Annotated in this window: 18 protein-coding genes; 8 read left to right on the top strand and 10 right to left on the bottom strand. The window is 73.5% G+C overall.

Features of this window, described 5'->3' with window-relative positions; all coding sequences use genetic code 11:
• The first annotated feature begins 168 nt into the window (after window positions 1-168).
• A complete protein-coding gene (locus RAN62_RS16990; protein WP_305785627.1) occupies window positions 169-1,716 on the top strand; it encodes a YncE family protein in 1,548 nt (515 codons plus the stop codon).
• A gap of 1 nt (window position 1,717) precedes the next feature.
• On the opposite strand, the gene RAN62_RS16985 is transcribed toward RAN62_RS16990, so the two are convergent.
• From RAN62_RS16985 to RAN62_RS16965, 5 genes are all read right to left on the bottom strand, one after another.
• Window positions 1,718-2,044 (bottom strand): DUF2256 domain-containing protein, encoded by a 327-nt coding sequence (locus RAN62_RS16985; RefSeq protein WP_305785626.1) that lies wholly within the window; start codon window positions 2,042-2,044, stop codon window positions 1,718-1,720.
• Window positions 2,045-2,060: 16 nt separating this feature from the next.
• Window positions 2,061-2,909, bottom strand: coding sequence for a polysaccharide deacetylase family protein (locus RAN62_RS16980; RefSeq protein ID WP_305785762.1), 849 nt, complete (start codon window positions 2,907-2,909; stop codon window positions 2,061-2,063).
• Between the two features lie 45 nt (window positions 2,910-2,954).
• Window positions 2,955-4,064: an acyl-CoA dehydrogenase family protein gene (locus RAN62_RS16975; protein WP_305785625.1), complete on the bottom strand. Its 1,110-nt coding sequence runs from the start codon at window positions 4,062-4,064 to the stop codon at window positions 2,955-2,957.
• 93 nt (window positions 4,065-4,157) lie between these two features.
• Window positions 4,158-5,066, bottom strand: coding sequence for an RNA polymerase sigma factor (locus RAN62_RS16970; RefSeq protein ID WP_305785624.1), 909 nt, complete (start codon window positions 5,064-5,066; stop codon window positions 4,158-4,160).
• 22 nt (window positions 5,067-5,088) lie between these two features.
• A complete protein-coding gene (locus RAN62_RS16965) occupies window positions 5,089-6,246 on the bottom strand; it encodes a 4-hydroxybenzoate 3-monooxygenase (protein WP_305785623.1) in 1,158 nt (385 codons plus the stop codon).
• Between the two features lie 97 nt (window positions 6,247-6,343).
• On the opposite strand from RAN62_RS16965, the gene RAN62_RS16960 reads away from it, so the two are divergent.
• On the top strand, window positions 6,344-6,877 hold the full coding sequence (locus tag RAN62_RS16960) for a TetR/AcrR family transcriptional regulator (RefSeq protein WP_305785622.1): 534 nt from the start codon (window positions 6,344-6,346) through the stop codon (window positions 6,875-6,877).
• 10 nt (window positions 6,878-6,887) lie between these two features.
• On the opposite strand, the gene RAN62_RS16955 is transcribed toward RAN62_RS16960, so the two are convergent.
• Both RAN62_RS16955 and RAN62_RS16950 read right to left on the bottom strand, forming a co-directional pair.
• Window positions 6,888-7,847 (bottom strand): CE1 family esterase, encoded by a 960-nt coding sequence (locus RAN62_RS16955; protein WP_305785621.1) that lies wholly within the window; start codon window positions 7,845-7,847, stop codon window positions 6,888-6,890.
• A gap of 104 nt (window positions 7,848-7,951) precedes the next feature.
• Entirely contained in the window at window positions 7,952-8,206 is a 255-nt protein-coding gene (locus tag RAN62_RS16950) for a TM2 domain-containing protein (RefSeq protein ID WP_305785620.1), read from the bottom strand.
• 348 nt (window positions 8,207-8,554) lie between these two features.
• Between RAN62_RS16950 and RAN62_RS16945 the strand changes: the two genes are divergently transcribed.
• The 5 genes from RAN62_RS16945 to RAN62_RS16925 all read left to right on the top strand — a co-directional run bounded on the left by RAN62_RS16945 (window position 8,555) and on the right by RAN62_RS16925 (window position 12,783).
• Entirely contained in the window at window positions 8,555-9,259 is a 705-nt protein-coding gene (locus RAN62_RS16945) for a response regulator transcription factor (protein ID WP_305785619.1), read from the top strand.
• Between the two features lie 108 nt (window positions 9,260-9,367).
• A complete protein-coding gene (locus RAN62_RS16940) occupies window positions 9,368-10,597 on the top strand; it encodes a cytochrome P450 (RefSeq protein ID WP_305785618.1) in 1,230 nt (409 codons plus the stop codon).
• Window positions 10,598-10,607: 10 nt separating this feature from the next.
• A complete protein-coding gene (locus RAN62_RS16935) occupies window positions 10,608-10,805 on the top strand; it encodes a ferredoxin (RefSeq protein ID WP_305785617.1) in 198 nt (65 codons plus the stop codon).
• Window positions 10,802-11,971 (top strand): NAD(P)/FAD-dependent oxidoreductase, encoded by a 1,170-nt coding sequence (locus RAN62_RS16930; RefSeq protein ID WP_305785616.1) that lies wholly within the window; start codon window positions 10,802-10,804, stop codon window positions 11,969-11,971. The genes RAN62_RS16935 and RAN62_RS16930 overlap by 4 nt, the downstream gene beginning before the upstream one ends.
• Complete coding sequence (locus RAN62_RS16925) at window positions 11,968-12,783, top strand: SDR family oxidoreductase (RefSeq protein WP_305785615.1); 816 nt, start codon at window positions 11,968-11,970, stop codon at window positions 12,781-12,783. The genes RAN62_RS16930 and RAN62_RS16925 overlap by 4 nt, the downstream gene beginning before the upstream one ends.
• Before the next feature lie 8 nt (window positions 12,784-12,791).
• Here the strand turns inward: RAN62_RS16925 and RAN62_RS16920 are convergent, their stop codons facing one another.
• A complete protein-coding gene (locus RAN62_RS16920) occupies window positions 12,792-13,673 on the bottom strand; it encodes a LysR family transcriptional regulator (protein ID WP_305785614.1) in 882 nt (293 codons plus the stop codon).
• A 70-nt stretch (window positions 13,674-13,743) separates the two neighbouring features.
• Between RAN62_RS16920 and RAN62_RS16915 the strand changes: the two genes are divergently transcribed.
• The gene (locus RAN62_RS16915) at window positions 13,744-14,460 is read left to right on the top strand and encodes an HD domain-containing protein (RefSeq protein WP_305785613.1); all 717 of its coding nucleotides are present in this window, start codon (window positions 13,744-13,746) and stop codon (window positions 14,458-14,460) included.
• Window positions 14,461-14,537: 77 nt separating this feature from the next.
• Here the strand turns inward: RAN62_RS16915 and RAN62_RS16910 are convergent, their stop codons facing one another.
• Both RAN62_RS16910 and RAN62_RS16905 read right to left on the bottom strand, forming a co-directional pair.
• Window positions 14,538-17,138: an ABC transporter permease gene (locus RAN62_RS16910; protein WP_305785612.1), complete on the bottom strand. Its 2,601-nt coding sequence runs from the start codon at window positions 17,136-17,138 to the stop codon at window positions 14,538-14,540.
• Window positions 17,135-17,956: an ABC transporter ATP-binding protein gene (locus RAN62_RS16905; protein WP_305785611.1), complete on the bottom strand. Its 822-nt coding sequence runs from the start codon at window positions 17,954-17,956 to the stop codon at window positions 17,135-17,137. The genes RAN62_RS16910 and RAN62_RS16905 overlap by 4 nt, the downstream gene beginning before the upstream one ends.
• Window positions 17,957-17,960 lie beyond the last annotated feature (4 nt).

The raw sequence follows: 17,960 nt of genomic DNA, 5'->3' as shown, positions 1-17,960 counted from the left end.
TTCTCCTCGTGGGGTCCTTCGAGTCTCAACAGATCGATCATGTCCCGCAATTCGTTTCCCCCGGTGACGCCGCGCACAGTGGGGTGCACCCCGGCAGCGGTCGTCTGACCAGGTGGTTTCGCGCGGCACGGGTTCACCGGGGGCGCCCGCCGCCGGATGATGGGCGAGGTGAGCAGACGACGACTGCCGGTCACCCTGCAGATCCGCCTCGTGAGCACCTCGGTCCCCGCCCGGCTGCGCGCGGCCGCCGAGCTCGAACGCCTCGCCGCCGGTGTGGACCTCCCGCTGGCCGCCGTCGCCCGGGACGCGCTCGTGCGCCTGGCCCAGGACCGCGTGCCGGCCGTCGGCGCGGCGGCGACCGAAGGGCTCGGGCGGCTGTCGCCGCGGCTGAACCCCGGCACAGTGGACTTCGGCGAGGTGGCGCCGGGGGCGGAGCAGAGCGCCGACGTCCTGGTCGAGGGGGCGCTGCTCGCCCGGGCGGGCACCGTCACCGTGTCCGACGCCACGTTGCGGGCCGGGCTGACCGGAAACCGGCTGCGCGTCACGTGGACCCCGGGCGCCGGCGTGTTCCACGGGTCGGTGACGTTGCACGGGCCGGGCGGCTCGGCTTCGGTGCTGGTGACCGGGCGCTGCGGCACCCCGTCCGAGCCCGAGGCGCCACCACGCCGGGTAGGGCCGCTCGTGGTGGTGGGGGCTGTGGTCGTACTCCTGCTGGTGGGTCTGGGGTTGGTCGTCCGCAACCGCGGCGGCAGCGCTCCGGCGGCGGCACCCGTCTCCGCGGCGCCGCTGCTCGCCCCGCGGCGCACGGTCAGCTCGGATCGGCCGGAGGTGCTGGCCACGGTCCGGGTCGGCGGCGAGCCGGAGGGGGTGGCGGTCGCCCCGGACGGGCGGACGGTCTACGTCGCCGATCAGAGTGCCCGGGCGCTGGTCGTGGTGGACGTGCGGACGCGCCGCGCGACCCGGGTGCCGTTGCGGGGCATCGCCCGGTTCGTCGCCGTGGCGCGCGACGGCGCCGAGGTGTTCGTGTCCATGTACGACGACGACCTCAGCGGCAGCGGCGTCGCCGTCGTCGACGTGGCGAGCCGGAGCGTGGTGCGGCACCTGAACACCGGCGTCCAGCCCTACGACCTGGCGGTCGCCCCGGACGGGCGGCTGTGGGTGCCGATCCACGGGGGCAGCGGCGTGGAGATCTTCGCGGCCGGGGCCCGGCGCCGGTCCGCGCGGGTGCCGGTGCTGCGCAACCCGCACTCGGTGCGGTTCTCGGCGGAGCGGCAGCGCGCCTTCACCCCGGACCACGAGTCGGACGCCGTCTCGGTGATCGACACGCGCACGAACCGGCTGATCACGTCGGTCAAGGTCAGCCGGGCGCCGCACAGCCTGGCCGTGACCCCGGACGGCGACACCGTGGTGGTCGCCGCCTTCGGGGCCGACGCGGTGAACCTCGTCGACGCGGGAACCCTCGCGCGGCGCGGGCCGATCCGGGTCGGGCGGCAGCCACAGAGCGTGGCGGTGGCGGCGGACGGGCTGCACGCGTACACCGTGAACGAGGGCGACGACACGGTCTCCGTGGTCCGGCTGCGCGACGGCAAGGTGACCGCGACCGTGGCGGTCGGGCGCAGCCCGCGAACCGTGGCCGTCTCACCCGACGGCCGGTTCGCCTATGTGAGCAACGGCGGTGAGGGCTCGGTCTCGGTGCTCGACCTGACGTCCCGGTGACTCAGAGGGCGGTGATCTCCACGTCACCGCGGGCGGTGCTCGGGTCGACCGGGTGTCCCTTCTGGGTCCAGCGCACCCGGCCGGCCGCGGCGAGCCGGCGCGCGGCCCGCCGGACGTCCTCGCGGTCGCCCGTCACGCCGGCCAGCGGGAAGCGCCGGGTCCGCCCGGCCGCGGCCAGCACCCGCTCCTCGAGCTCGCGGTCGGCCGGGCGCAGACCCCGCCGCTTGCAGGCGCCGCTGCACCAGCGCACCTGCTCCCAGTCGCCGGCCCACGCCTTGCGCCACGTGATCGTGCGGCCGCACGAGGCACAGATCCTGGTGTCGGGCATGATCAGAAGCATAGGCTCAGACCTCGAGCCGCGGCCGCCGATCCAGGGCGACGAAGGTCAGCCCCTTCGCGCGCAGCGCGGGCAGGACGGTCTTGAGCGACGTGTACGTCTGCGACCGGTCCCCGCCCCCGTCATGGCACAGCAGGATCTGCCCCGGCCGCGCCGCCACCAGCCGCCGGGTGATGTGGGCGACCCCGGGCCGGGACCAGTCGCGCGGGTCGTCGCTCCAGTCCAGCGGCACCAGCCGGTGGCCCGCGGCCTCGCGCAGCAGACCTGGGGACCAGTCGCCGCCCGGCGACCGGAAGAGCGCCGGCGTCTGCCCGGTGGTGTCGTGGATCTTCTCCTGGCCCCGCAGCAGCTCCTTGTTCACCAGCTTCCGCTTGCGCTTCCCCAGGTGCGTCGGATGGCTCCACGTGTGGTTGGCGACGTGGTGCCCGTCGCGGACCACGTCGCGGGCGATCGCCTCGTGGCCGAGCACCTGGTTGCCGATCATGCAGAAGAGCGCGGGCACGTGGTGCTTCTCGAGCAGGCGCAGGATCTTCGGCGTCCAGACCGGATGCGGCCCGTCGTCGATGGTCAGGGCGATCGTGTCCGAGGGGAAGGCCGGCCCGCCGACCGCCCGCCGATAGTCGGCGAGCGTGCGCACCGGCTCCTTGAGCACCGGCAGGGTGAGCGGCGGTTTCGAGGGCGCGGGCGAGGGGGCCGGCGGCCGGGGCGTCGTGGTCGCGCGGGCGCTGCCCGGGGTGCGCTGGCGGGGGATGGCGGCCGAGCCGGCCAGGGTAAGCGTGCCCAGGGCGACTGCCCCGGCGCCGAGGACCCGGCGCCGGGAATAGCCGGACAATCCCGTTGATGTGTGGTCATCCATGATCACGACACGGGAAGGTAGCAACAGGCGTCAACGCCCGCACTGTCAGACGAAGGGCACTCCCGCCGGCTGCCCGAGCAGAAGCCGGCCCGGCAGGGCGAACTGCATGGTGGAGAGGTTCGCGGCCTGCGCGGCGGCCATCCCGTCCCGGAAGACGCGGCCCAGGCGGCTGCTGGTGTAGAGCGGCTCGGAGCTGGCCGTGGCGTACATCGACAGCAGCACCTCGCGGGCGGTCTCGGTCACGTGCGCGATGGCGCCGCGCAGTGCGGCCCGTTGCTCGTCGGTGGTCTCCTGCCCGGCGGCGGTCGTGCTGTCCAGCTCCCCGGCGGTGGACAACAGCAGGCCCCGCGCGGCGGCGACCCGGGCACTGGCCCGGCCTACAGCGACCTGGGTGCTCTCCATCGCGGCCAGCGGCTCGCCGGTGAAGGCCGTCTTGGCCCGGGCCACCCGCACCAGCTCGTCCACGGCGCCCTGGGCCATGCCGATCAGCACCGCCGCGCAGCCCGGATAGACCAGGTTCACGGTGGGCAGCCGATAGGCCGGCCGGTCCAGGCGGTTGGGGGCGAAGAGCGAGAAGGCCAGGTCCGACGGTACGAGCACCTGGTCGGCCACCACGGAGTTGCTGTCCGAGGCCCGCATGCCCGCGACGTCCCACGTGTCGAGCACCTTCACCGCGTCCCGGGGCACGAGGCAGAAATGGAGTCCCGTTTCCAGCATTCCGGCCAGCAGGAACCAGTCCGCGAGGTGGGCGCCGCTGACGATCTTCCAGGTGCCGGTCAGGTGGAAGCCGCCCTCGACCGGGGTCATCCGCCCGGGCTGGCCCGAGTTGGCGATGAGCGGATCGCGCCCGCCGCCGAAGATCTCCTCCGCGCGCTCAGGGCCGAGCAACCCGGCCGTGAAGCCCATGTTGAGGTTCCACACGGTCCAGGCGGTGGGCCCGTCGACGCGCGCCAGCCGGGCCAGCAGGTCGAGCACGACGGCCGGGGCGGCCTCGTGCCCGCCCAGCTCACGCGGCGTGTAGAGCCGGAACGCGCCGTGCTCGCGCAGCTCCCGCACCAGCTCCTCGGGCAGCCGGCCGAGCGCCTCCGCCTCGTCCCGGTACTTCTCGACGGCCGGGCGCAGCAGCTCGGGCAGGTCGTGCACAGAGTGGGTCATCGTCGATCCTTCGCAGGGCCCGGGGAGTCCGGGCCGGTCGGAACGAGATGCACCACGCCCGCCGATCGTGCGCGACCGAGGCGGTGATGCGCGTCACTCCTCGAGCCGGTACGCCAGCCGCAGGTGCGCCGTGCGGCCGTCACGCAGGCTGTGCAGCCACACCATGCCCGGCGGGCAGTGGTCCGGGGCGTCGGCCGGATTGACGAAGTCGGTCTCCCACACCATGACGTCCCGGCTCGCGGTCGCCTCGCGGAGCCTGGTCCGGACGCCGGCCCCGAGCGTGTAGTCCAGCATCATGAGCATCACCTCGGGGGTGCCCGTGAGCCCACCCAGCACGGTCAGCCGCGCGTCCGGGCGGAAGCTCTCGCGCAGCATCCGGTGATAGTGGCCACTGTGGGCGGCGTCGAGGGTGGCGTCGGCGTGGGCCCGGCTCGCGGCGGCCGCGGCGGCGGAGTCGGCGTGCGCCCCGGCAGCGGTCTCGTGCAGGACCCGGCGCAGCGCCTGCCGGCCGTCGCGCAGGCGGCTGCGGACGGTGTGCTCGGGCACCGCGCACAGCTCCGCGATCTGCCGGTACGACGAATGCGCGCTGAAGTACCGCAGCACGGTCACCTCGCGTACGGGCCGGGGCAGTGCCGCCACGGCATGGTGCACCCAGTCGCGCGTCGCGGCCCGGTCGAGCAGCTGGTCAGGACCCGGCCCCGGGTCGGCGGGCAGCAGCGGCTCGGGCTCCGCCACCGGCACGGCCCGCCGCGCGCGCAACGCCATCCGGCAGTTGTTGCGCACGATCGCCCGCAGCCACGGCCCGGCCACCGCGGGGTCCCGCAGCTCGGGCAGCCGGCGCAGCGCCACGAGCACGGCGTCCTGCACCGCGTCCTCGGCCTCGTCGACATGGCCGAGCAGGCTGATCGCGACGGCCCGCATCCCGGCCCGATGCTGCTCGATCAGGCCGGCGAAAGCGACGTCGTCACCGCTCTGCGCGGCACGGGCGAGCTCCACAGTCACAGCAGGCAACGATACGACCGGTTCACATCCCGATGTCCAGCCCGGCATAGTTCTCGGCCAGCCCGGTCGCCCCGGCGCGGCTCGACGTCACCCACCGCAGCTGCGACAGCTGCAGCTGGGCCTCGAACGGGTCGGCCGAGGCGTGCAGCATGGTGGTCATCCACCAGGAGAAGTGGGTGGCCCGCCACACCCGGCGCAGGGCGTCGTCGGAGTACGAGTCCGCGAGCCGGGCGTCGTTCTCCTTCAGCAGCGCCACGAGCGCCCGGGCCAGCAGCGCCACGTCGGCAATGGCGAGATTGAGACCCTTGGCGCCGGTCGGCGGGACGATGTGCGCGGCGTCCCCGGCCAGGAAGAGCTGCCCGTGGCGCATCGGCGTCTGCACGTAGCTGCGCATCGGCAGCACGCTCTTGTCGGTGATCGGCCCCGGCGTCAGCTTCCAGCCGTTCTCGCCGTCGCCCAGGCGGGTGGCCAGGGCGTCCCAGATCCGCTGATCGGACCACTCGCCCGGGGCGGTCCCGTTCGGCACCTGCAGATAGAGGCGGCTGACCGTGGGGGAGCGCATCGAGTGCAACGCGAACCCGTCGGGATGCCACGCGTAGATGAGCTCGTCGGTCGAGGGCGCCACGTCGGCCAGGATCCCCAGCCACGAGTACGGGTACTCGCGCTCGAACGTCTGCGCCGGCACCGCGGTGCGGCTGGGCCCGAACGAGCCGTCGCACCCCGCGATCACGCGGGCGTCGAGCCGGCCGGGCCTGCCGTCCTTGCCGACAAAGGTCACGTACGGGGAATCGGTGCCCACGTCGTGCAGCGCGGTCTCCGTCACCTCGTAGACCACCTCGGCGGTGCCCGCCGCCACCAGGTCCTTCTGCACCTCGGTCTGCCCGTAGACCCAGACGCTGCGCCCGGTCAGGTCGACGAAGTCCAGATGGTGCCGCTCGCCGGGATGCTGGAGGTAGATGCCGCGATGCTCGTGGCCCTCGGCGCGCAGCCGGTCGCCCAGGCCCGCCTCGGTGAGCAGCCCGACGCTGGAGTGCTCGAGGATCCCGGCCCGGATGCGGGCGGCGACGTACTCCTGCGAGCGCGTCTCGACCACCACGGCCGCGACCCCGGCGCGGTGAAGCAGGTGGGCGAGCAACAGGCCGGCGGGACCGGCTCCGACGATGGCGACCTCGGTCTTCATGCTCCGAGCAGAACCGCCGGGCCGCCCGTACGGCAAGAGGCTCTTTCCGCCCAGCGGAAGCTTGGGTGGCCGCGGCGGGTCCGCTATCGTGACGGCGATGGTCCGCTCAGACGCCCGCGAGAACCGCGCCCGGATCCTCGCGGCCGCGCGCGAGGCCTTCCTCGCCGACGCCGACGTCTCGATGAACCAGATCGCCCAGCGCGCCGGCGTCGGGCCGGGCACGCTCTACCGCAACTATCCCCACCGTGAGGCGCTCGTCCTCGACATCTATCAGGAGGAGATCGACCGGCTCGCCGCCGCGGTCACCACCCTGCTCGCCGGGCACCCGCCGGTCGAGGCGCTGCGGCTCTGGACGGTCGAGCTGGTCGGCGCCATGCGCACCAAGCACGGTCTCGGCGGCGCCCTCAGCCCGGCCGACCACACGGCCATCACCGAGCGCTCCTACGGCCCGGTCATGACCGCCATCACCCGCCTGCTCGACGCGGGCAAGGCCGACGGCAGCATCCGCCCCGACGCCGAGCCCGGCGACTTCCTGCAGCTCACCGGGGCGCTGTGGCGGGCCGCCCCGGACCGCACCGGGCCGATCCTCGACCTCATCCTCGACGGTCTGGGCCGGCGCCCGCAGCGCTGACCGGCCGCTTTCAGTGGCGGCGGAAGAAGTCCCACGCGATGCGCGCGGCGTCGATCTCGGAGCCGGGCTCGGTGGCGCCGGGCCACACGTGCCCGCCGTTGCTGATCCGATAGAAGACGACCTCGGCGCCCCGGTCGCACTGCGAGTACGTCAACCGGGTCACGTGCTCGGTGACCGGCGTGGCGTCGGGACCTTGGCGGCAGCCGTCGAGCCGCGCCCACGTCTGCGCCGCGATCGGGGCCGCATAACCCCAGCGCAGATCGGCACTTCCCGCGTACGGGTTGACCGTGTCCTGCTGCCCGTGCCATGTCACCACGGGCACCGGTCGCGTGGGCCGGCAGTCCTCGACCTCCGGCACGGTCACGTCGTCGGGATCCGGGCGCCCCGCCCGCAGCCCGGCTCCCGCGGCGATGGCGGCGATCCGGTCGGCGAGGCGACAGGCCAGGGCGGAGGACATGCGCGCGCCGCCGGAGTGGCCGGTGGCGTACGTGCGGCGGGGGTTCGTGCACAGCGTCGCGGACACCACGTCGATGACCCGGCCCAGGAAGGCGACGTCGTCGCGGGCGTCGGGCGGCGGCATCTGCCCGGCCGTGGTCGGCACGCCCGGCACGTTCCACGCCCAGCTGCCCGCCGGGGGCATCGGATCCTGCGGCAGTGTGATGGCGCCGTCCGGGGCGGCCACGATGAAACCGTTGGCGTCGGCGACCGGGCGCAACCCGCTGTAGTCCATCTGGCCCGGGCCGTTGCCGCTGCTGCCGTGCAGGTTGAGCACCAGCGGTACGCGCCCGGTGGCGGCCAGCGCCGGCGGGACGTGCACGAGGACCGGGTACGTGCGCCCCTCGAAGTCGACGCCGACCGTGGTGTCACCCCGGTCGGCGGGTCGCGAACAGGCGGCGGCGGTGTCCACGGTGGCCGGCACGGTCAGGCCCAGGGCGGCCGACAGGGCAACGGTGGCGAGGGAGGCGAGCACGATCAGACATTAGCAAACATCGATCAATTGACGCGTACGCCGGAAAGTGATGCACCCGCGCCGGTGTGGTGCCCGCGCGGGTGGCTCCGTGCGGGCCGGGCCCGTCAGTTCTCGCGCAGCGGGCGGCCCTGGCCGTCGACGCCACCGTTGACGAGGATCAGGATGCCGTCGATGAAGCCCCAGAGGCCGCCGGCGCCACAGGTGACGAGGGAGACGACGAGCTGGAGGACGCCGGTCTTGGTGTCACCCATGTAGAAGCGGCCGACGCCGAAGCTGCCGAGAAAGATGCCGAGGATGCCGGCGACGAGCTTGGACTTGTCCGAGACGCCGACGGGCTGCTGGAACTGTGCGTTGGTCATGACGCGCCACCATAGTGATCACCGTCGCCCCCGCCGCGGCCCGCGCCCACATGTTGAGACGATGGCCGTTGATGCCGCCCTTTCGGGCAACCGGACCAGCCGACCGGACGATCCCGCGCGGCGTCGGCGGGGCGGCGAGCCGGCGATCATGGGCATGACCGGCCCGCTCGCCGGGGGGCGGGCACCGGCCACGGACTGATCGGCATGCGCGAGCGGGCCAAGGCGGCCGGGGGTAGTCTGTCCGCCGGATTCCAGCAGGATGACACGTACGTCGTCGAAGCGGTCCTGCCGCTGGCCGAGGCGCGAGCGGGTTCGTCCTGAAGCGGCCGGCGGAACGAAGGTTCTTTCATGGACAGCACGCGTGATCGGCCGTCGGCGGCTCTGTTCGGCAACCGGCTCCTGGTGACGGCCCCGGACCCCCGGTGGCGCAACGAACTGGCCGACCGGCTGGGCCGGGAGGGCTGCGCGGTCCGGCCCGCGGAGACGGGCGCGCAGGCCCTGGCCTTGCTCGACGAGCACGACTTCGACCTGGTGATCGTCGACGTCGAGATCGCCGATGTCGACGAGCTGGCCCGGCACCGGCCCGCGCTGATCGAACGCCCACCGATCCTCTGCGTGTGCCCGTGCGATGCGCTGCCGTCGCTGGTGCCCGAGCTCGGCGTCGAGGTGGAGGACTACGTCACCAAGCCCGCGCGGATAGCCGAAGTGCTGGCCCGGGCGGAAGTGCTGCTGCGGGGCAAACGAGCCGGTCGCGCGGAATCGGCGCTGCGCCACGGCGATCTGCAGCTCGACGACGTCCGCTTCCGGGCCCGGCGCGGCGGCCGGCCGCTCGACCTGACTCCCGCGGAATACCGTCTGCTGCGCCACCTGATGCGCAATGCCGGCCGGGTGCTGTCCAAAGAGCAGCTGGCCCGGCACGTCTGGGGCGAGCCGCGAGGAGCCAACAATGTGGAACGCCTGATCTCCCGGCTGCGCCACAAGGTCGGTGGGGCTCTCATCCACACTCGCCACGGCTTCGGCTACTGGTTCGGCGACGGCAGCGCCACGCAGTGATCTGAGCCACATCAGGTCTTTGTCAGGTCGTGGTCCGGGCCGCGTCAGGCCGGCTTGTTTGTATGGGTTTATCAACGTTTCCGCCTCGCGCGACGAACGGAGAAACCCATGTTCGAGACCCTGGCTTCCGCCGGGCGCATCCCGGAGTACCCGATGCGGCGCGAGCCGCAGTGCCCGTTCTTCCCGGCGGCGACGGTGCGCGAGATGACGCGCGAGGACCCGGCCGGCAAGGTACGCATCTGGGACGGCAGCACGCCCTGGTTCGTCACCCGCCACGCCGACCAGCGGGCCCTGCTCAACGACCCGCGGCTGAGCATCGACGAGAAGCGCCCCGGCTACCCGCACATGACCCGCAGCCGGGCGGCGGGCGCCCCGCACCACCCGGCGATGATCACCAACACCGACCCGCCCGAGCACACCCGGCTGCGCCGCGGCGTCAACGCGCCCTTCATGGTCAAGCGGGTCGAAGCTCTCCGCCCGCGCATCCAGCAGGTCCTCGACGGACTCATCGACGACATGCTGGCCGGGCCCCAACCGGCCGATCTGGTGCAGGCGATCGGGCTGCCCGTGCCCACGGTGGTCATCACCGAGCTTCTCGGCGCCCCGTACGCCGACCGGGAGATGTTCCAGCGCACCAGTCACGTGCTGATCAGCCACGACTCGACGCCCGAGCAGTCCGCCGCGGCCGGGCGCGAGCTCGGCGGCTACCTGGCCGCGCTGTTCGCCGAGAAGATGGCCGCGCCTGGCGACGACGTGATGTCGGAGATGGCCCGCAAGGTGCGGGCGGGCGAGATGGCCCACGAGGAGGCGCTGACCATGTCCAGCGCGATCCTCATCGCCGGGCACGAGACCAGCGCCAGCATGATCTCGCTCGGCACCCTGGCCCTGCTGCGCCACCCGGACCAGCTCGACCTGCTGCGCTCCTCCTCCGGCGATCCGAAGTTCGTCGCCGGTGCGGTCGAGGAGCTGCTGCGCTATCTGACCATCGTGCACACCGGCGTGCGGCGCATCGCCAACGAGGACATCACGCTGCACGACACGACCATCAAGGCCGGCGACGGCGTCATCTTCGAGCTGGCCGGGGCCAACTACGACGAGCGGGAGTTCCCCGAGCCGGAGAAGCTGGACCTGACCCGGCCCGCCCGCCAGCACCACGCCTTCGGCTACGGCGCGCATCAGTGCCTGGGGCAGTCCCTCGCCCGCGTCGAGCTGCAGGTTGTCTACGGCACCCTTTACCGGCGCATCCCGACGCTGGCCCTGGCGGTGCCCTTCGAGGAGGTGCCGTTCGCGATGGAAGGCGTCGCGTACGGCCTCAAATCCCTGCCCGTGACCTGGTGAGGTGGTTGCCGTGAAGGTGGAGTTCGACGAGCCGAAGTGTGTCGCGGCCGGGCAGTGCGCCATGGTGGCCCCGGACGTGTTCGACCAGCGCGACGACGACGGCGTGGCGATCGTGCTCGACGCGACCCCGGACCCGTCGCTGCACGACGAGGTGCGCGAGGCGGCCGCCGTGTGTCCGGCCGCGGCGATCCGCCTGGTGGAGCAGTGAACCGGATCGTCGTCGTGGGCGCCTCGGCGGCGGGCCTGGCTGCCGCCGAGACGCTGCGCCGCGAGGGCTACGACGGCACGCTCACCCTGATCGGGGAGGAGCTCGACGCCCCGTACGACCGGCCGCCGCTGTCCAAGCAGATCCTCGCCGGCGACTGGGAGGCGTCGAAGCTGGCCCTGCGCACGGCGGATCAGCTGAGCGCGCTGAGACTGGAGCTGCGCCTCGGGGCGGTGGCCACCGGCCTGGACCGCGAGGCCCGGCTCGTGCACCTGGCCGACGGCGGCAGCATCGGCTACGACGGCCTGATCGTGGCCACCGGTGTGCGGGCCCGGCGGCTGCCGGGTCAGGGCGGGCACGTTCTGCGTACGCTGCATGACGCGGTGGAGCTGCGCAAGCGGCTCGGCCCGGGGCGCCGCTTGGCCGTGGTCGGTGCCGGATTCCTCGGCGCGGAGGCCGCCGCCATCGCCCGCGGGCTCGGCTGCGAGGTGGTGCTGCTCGAACCCGCCCCGGTGCCGCTGGCGCACGCGGTGGGCGACCGGATCGGGAGGATCCTGTCCCAGGTGCACGGCGAGCACGGTGTCGACCTGCGTACGGGCGTCGCCGTCACGGCGGTCACCGACGGAGGTGTGCTCACCGCTGACGGTGCGCTGGTCGAGGCCGACGAGGTGCTCGTCGCGATCGGGTCCCGGCCCAACACCGAATGGCTCGAGGGCAGCGGGCTGACGGTCGGCGACGGCGTGGTGTGCGACGAGTTCTGCCGAGCCGCGCCCGGCGTCTACGCGGCCGGTGACGTGGCCCGCTGGCACAACCCGCTGTTCGGCGAGGAGATGCGCATCGAGCACCGCACCAACGCCGCCGAGCAGGGCATGGCCGCCGCCCGCAACCTGCTCGGCGCGGCCCGGCCGTTCGCGCCGGTGCCCTACTTCTGGTCCGACCAGTACGACCTGAAGATTCACGCGTACGGCCACCTGCGCGGCCACGACCTCGTGACGATCGTCGCGGGCGACGTCGCCGAGCGGCGTTTCCTGGCGGCGTACCGCAAGGGCGACCGGCTGGTCGGCGCCCTGGCCGTCGGCATGCCGCCCAAGGCGATCCGGTCCTGGCGGCAAGCCATGGCCATGGGCGCGTCCTGGTCATCCGTCGTCAGCGAAGGAGTGCCGTCATGAGCGGTGGAGACGTGATCGTCGTGACCGGAGCCGGTGGCATGGGCCTGGCTGTCGCCCGGCGCACCGGCAGCGGACGTACGGTCATCCTGGCCGACGCCTTCCGCGACAGCCTGGACCGGGCCGTCGCCACACTGGACGCCGAAGGCTACGACGTGCGCGGACACCTCACCGACGTCGGCGACCCGGCCGCGGTGACCGGCCTCGCCAAGGCCGCGACGGCGGAAGGGCACATCGCCGCCGTGGTGCACACCGCCGGCGTCTCGGCGGCGACCTCGACCGTCGAGAAGATCATGCGGGTGGACCTGGCGGGCACCGCACACGTCATCGACGCCTTCGCCGACGTGGCGGGCCCGGGCACGGCGCTGGTCTGCGTCTCCAGCATGGCCGGCCACTACGCGACACTCACCCCGGACGACGAGCGGGCGCTCGCCACGGCGCCTGCCGGCGATCTGCTGGATCTGCCGGCGGTGACCGCGGTACGCGAGCCGGTGGCCGCGTACATCCTGGCCAAGCGGGCCAACCACGTCCGGGTGCAAGCGGCCGCGCCCGCCTTGAACAGGCTCGGCGCCCGGATCAACACCGTCAGTCCCGGCGTCATCGCCACCGCGATGAGCCGGGCCGAGGCCCGATCCGACAGCGGGGAGCACATGATGGGCATGCTCGAGGCGTGCGGCATCGGCCGCACCGGAACGCCCGGTGAGATCGCCGAGGCGGTGGCGTTCCTGACCGGCCCGGACTCCCGCTACATCACCGGCACTGACCTGCTGGTCGACGGCGGCCAAGCCGCGTGGCTGCGCTGGCACCGCCGGTAACAGGACCGCTATGTCCTTTTGGCTGCGACGGTGGTGCGGATCGTGCGGAGGAGTTCTTGGGTGCGGCTGTCGCGTAGTGCGCCGTCGCGGTGGACGGCGTAGTAGGTGATGGGGGGCAGGTCTCGGATGCGGATGGCGGACAGGCCGTGGGGTGCGGTGACGCAGCCGGTGACGATGGCGAGGCCGACGCCGAGGCTCGCGAAGTGGATCATGAGGGGCCAGCCTTCGGTTTCGACGGCGACGTTCCAGTGCACGTCTGCTCCGCGCAGGGCGCGTTCGAGGTTGGCTCGGTGCGGGCGGGTCGGTGGGGGGACGACGAGGTCCGCGCCGTCGAGGTCGGCGAGGGTGATGCTGCGCCGGGTGGCGAGGTGGTGGTCGGCGGGGGTCAGCAGGACCTGCGGGTAGCTGGCGATCTTGGCGACGGTGAGGTCGGCGGGCAGCACGTCGAGGGCGGACACGCCGAGGTGGGCGCGGCCGGCGCGGACGGCGTCGAGCATGTCGTGGCGGTGGGTGTGCAGCAGTCGCAGGCTGCCGGGGCGGGCGGTCAGGGTGCTGCGGACGGCGTCGCCGAGGATGTGCAGGTAGGCGGCGTGACCGGCGGCCAGGACCACGGGCCGGCTGGCCGGCACCTCGTGCAGCTCGTCGAGGAAGGCGGTGAGGCGCTCCTGCTGGTCGCGGGCGAAGCGGGCCAGTTGCTCACCTTCGGGGGTGAGGACGAGGCGGTGGCCCTGGTGCTCCCAGAGTGTGCAGTCGAGTTGCCGGGCCAGGGCCTTGAGTTTGGTGTGCAGCGCCGGCTGGGTGATGTGCAGTGCGGTTGCGGCCCGGGTCATGTGCAGGTGGTCGGCGAACACGGCGAACGCGGACAGGGCATCGAAGGTGATCCGCGGCATAGGTGGAAGCTTATAGTGCCCGGGCCAAACTATATTTTTATTTCTATAGCGGGGCGATCATGCTGGATTCATGATCACAGCGAATCAGCTCCGCGTCATGCCGTTGCACGCCATCACCGAGATCCTGGGTACAGGCGGCTTGCAGCAACGTCTCGTTCTCGAGCTCGACCGGCTGCCGGCCGCCACCCGCACCGCCGTCACCGATGCCGCCGCCTGGGCCGGCCGGCTGCACGAGAGTCAGCACCGGGTCCGCGAGCCCTACATCAACCATCCGCTGCGGGTGGCGCTGCGGATCCTGTGTTACTACCGGGTGCACGATCCCGACGTGCTGACCGCCGCGCTGCTGCATGACACCGTCGAGGACCAGCCCTGGGCCGTCGCCGCCCGTTGCGGAGCCGGCCCGCCGCCGCGGGAGGCCGCCTTCGCCGCGCTGACCGACCGTTACAGCGCCCGCGTCCGCGCCCTGGTGGCCGCCGTCACCAACCCGATCACCACGCCCGGCACCGACCGCACGCAGTCCTATCTTCGGCACCTGTCCACCGCGGTGGCCGCGGAGCCGTGGGCGCGCGTGATCAAATTGTCCGACTTCACCGACAACGCCGCCGGTCTCATCCACACCCCCGGCCCCAAGGCGCAACGCGCGGCGGTCAAGTACGGCCCCGCCGTCGCCGTGATGCGCGACCTGCTGCACCGCCCGGACACGCCCCTCGCCCCGGCGGTCAAGGCTTACATCGACACGAAACTCGACGTGGCACAGGGACGCATCGCCGCCATCGCCGCGGCCTGAACACGCCCCGACGGGTTCCAGCTGCGCGCGCCGAGGTCCCCCCGCGGGGCTCGCGGGGGGACCTAAGGGCGCGCGGGTCACTCCTTGAGGCCCAGGTGCTCGATCGGGGGCACGCGCAGGAGGTGGCGGACCGGCAGGATCGTCGTGCCCAGGGCCAGCAGGGTCGCGCCGGCCAGGATCGCTGCCCCGCCCAGCGGCGGCACCCAGGGCAGCAGGCTGCCGGTCAGCGCGTGCACCACCGCCGTCAGGGTGACCGCGGCGATGGCCCCGCCGAGCAGCAGCGCCACCCCGAGCAGCCCGGTCTGCTCGGCGTTGACCATGCGGCGCGCCTGCCGGCCGGTGACGCCGACGATGCGGAGCAGCGCCAGTTCGCGCCGGCGGGCCAGGGCGGCCATGACCATCGTGTTGGCGGCGGCCAGGGCGGCGTAGCCCACCATCACGCCGACGAGGAGCTTGTTGAGCCAGGCGCTGAGGGCGAGATCCTCAGCCAGCTGCCCCGTGCGCCCAGCAGCGTCGCCCACCGCCACGAGCGTCGGCTGGCCCGCGCCGCTGGCACTGCTGCTGCCGTTGCCGTTGCCGCTGTCGTTGTCGCTGCCACGGCCGCTGGCGTTCGCGGCGCCGGCGGTCAGAGCTGCGGTCAGGTCGGGCGTCGCCCCCGGCGCCAGCTTGACCAGCACCTCGCTGTCCGCGGTGCCGGCCGTGTGCCCGGCCACCGTGTCGTGGTGCAGGATCAGGTCGCCGAAGCCGAGCCCCCGCTCGTAGACGGCGGCGACCGTCAGCGTGGCCGGTGTCCCGTCGCCGAGCCACAGCTCGATTTGGTCGCCGGCGTGCCAGCCCTGCATGCCGGCCCGGATGCTCGACACGGCCAGGCTCGTGCGGTCGAGGGCCGCCAGGTCGCCCTCGCTCACCTTGAGGTCCAAGGTGCGGGCGGCGTCCACCGGGTCGAGGGCCAGCGCCCCCACGGACTCCGCCTCGCCGCCCATGATCCGCACCACCGCGGACGTCGGCCGCAGCCCGGTCACGCCCTCGACGCCGGGCAGCTCGCGCAGCTTGGCGGTCGTGCCCGACGGCAGCCCGGCCGGGGAGGTGACGATCCGGTCGGCGATCAGGCCGTCGCGGCTCTGCGCCACGGTGGCCCGCTGGATGTTGTCCTGCAGGAACCACACCGAGCCGCCGAAGCCCACGGCCAGCACCAGCGCGGTGAGCACCGTGGCGCCGCCCTTCGCGTTGGCCCGCAGGTTGGCCGCGGCCAGGTGCCCGCTCGCGCCCCACACCCGGCGGAACAGGGGGCTCAGGAGCCGGGCGGCCGCCTCGTTGACCCACGGTGCGAGCAGCGCGATCCCGGCGACGAAGAGGTAGAGCATGCCGAGCGCCCCGGCCAGCGCCGCCTCCCCGGTCATGGCGACGGTGACGGTGCTGGAGGCGACGGCCCCGGCCAGGCAGAGCAGGCCGAACCACAGGCGCACCTTGCCGCCCCGGGCCGGCTCGACCGCGATCTCGCCCAGCGCCTCGACCGGGCGGATGCGGCTGATCCGGCGCACCGCCAGCAGCGCGGCCGCCACGGCGACCAGCACGGTCAGCAGCAGCACCGCCGCCGCGGACACCAGCCCGGGCACCATCGGGAACGTCGCGCTGAGGAACCCCCGGTCCACCAGCTCACCGTGGACCCAGCGCGCGGCGAGCAGCCCGGCGGGGATGCCCAGCACCGCGCCGGCCAAGCCGAGCAGCGCCGCCTCCGCCGTCACCATGCCGCGCACCTGGCGGGGAGTGGCGGCGACGGCCCGCAGCAGGGCCAGGTCGCGGCGGCGGTGCCGGACGGACAGCCCGACCGTGCCGGCCACGACGAAGACGACCAGCAGGACGACGTACCCCCCGAAGGTGCCGCCGATCTGGATGAGCAGGTTGCGCATTGGGCCCTCGGCGGACTCCTCGGCCTGCCCGCGGTCGTCGCCGGCATAGACACGGGCGCCGGCCTCCGCGGCGATCGCGGTTACCGCCTGCCGGTCGGCGCCCGGGGCGAGGAACACCCCGACGGCGTCGGCCCGGCCGGGACGCGGGTCGATCGCGGCTGCCGCCCGGTCGGTGAAGAACACCGCGGCCGGCCGGGTGCCGGAACTGTGCGCACCCTCGGCGACGCCGCTGACCTCGTAGCGATGGGCCGTGCCGTCGACGAGCAGCTCGATCGTCTGCCCGGGGCGGAACCCAGCCGCGGCGGCCAGCCGGTTGTCGACCACCACCTCGTTGTCGGCGGCCGGCTTCCCGCCCGCCACCATGGCGTACGGCATCAGGGAAGCACTGCCCCAGCCATGACCGGCCAGCGGAATGCCGGCGGCGGCCGCGGCGACGACCGGAAGGGTGCGATCCGCGACGGCAGCCGTGACGCCCGGCACGTCGCGCAGCTTGCCGGCGAGGTCGTCGCCGACCGTGCCGCCCTCGGACAGCGGAACCGTGGTGGTCACCTTCTCGCCGTCGATGTCCTTGCCGGTGACGGTCAGGTCCCGGTGGGCGACGACCAGGTCCGCGGCGGCGTAGCGGTAGGGCGCGCCGTGATAGCGCACGCCGGACTCCACCAGCATGCCCATCGCGGTGAGCACCAGTGCGCCGATCGCGAGGGCCAGCAGCGTGGCGACGGTGGAGCCGGGGCGGTGGCGCAGCATGCGCGCGGCGAGGCGGGTCATCGCACGGCCCGCCCGTCCGCGCCGTGGCCGGCGCCGTTGGCGACGAAGCCGCGCTCGATCCCGGCCACGGCCGGCTCGCGCCGCCGGTCGAGGGAGGTCAGCAGCTCCGCGATGTGCGCGGTGCCCGGCTGCGGGGTGTCGGTCACGATGCGACCGTCCGCGAGGACCAGGACCCGGTCCGCATAGGACGCCGCGACCGGGTCGTGCGTGACCATGACCACCGTCTGGCCGTGCTCGTCGACCACCGCCCGCAGCAGCGCCAGCACCTCCGCGGCCGTGCGGGAGTCGAGCGCCCCGGTCGGCTCGTCGGCGAAGAACACGTCGGGCCGCGTGACCAGCGCCCGGGCGATGGCCACCCGCTGCTGCTGGCCGCCGGACAGCGCCGCCGGCCGGTGGTGCAGCCGGTCACCGAGCCCGACACGGGCCACCACGTGGTCGAGCCACGCCTGGTCCACGCGGGACTTGCCCAGCTCGGCCGGCAGCACGATGTTTTCCCGGACGGTCAGCGCGCCGACCAGGTTGAACGCCTGGAAGATGAAGCCGATGCGCTCGCGGCGCAGCATGGTGAGCTTGGTCTCGGAGAGCCGCGACAGCTCGGTGCCGCCGACCCAGACCCGCCCGGAGGTGGGGCGGTCGAGCCCCGCGGCGGTCTGCAGCAGCGTGCTCTTGCCGGAGCCCGAGGGCCCCATCACGGCGGTGAACGTGCCGGTGGCGAACGCGGCGTCGACACCGTCGAGGGCGGTGACGGCGCGCGGGCCGCTGCCGTAGACCCGGGTGAGTTGCTCGACCCGGACGGCATGGTCATCATGGCTGGGCACGGTC

The organism is Symbioplanes lichenis (assembly GCF_030709675.1).
In the GTDB taxonomy this organism is placed as follows: domain Bacteria; phylum Actinomycetota; class Actinomycetes; order Mycobacteriales; family Micromonosporaceae; genus Actinoplanes; species Actinoplanes lichenis.
The sequence above is the reverse complement of the archived record's forward strand: the minus strand, read 5'-3'. Positions and strand labels throughout refer to the sequence as shown.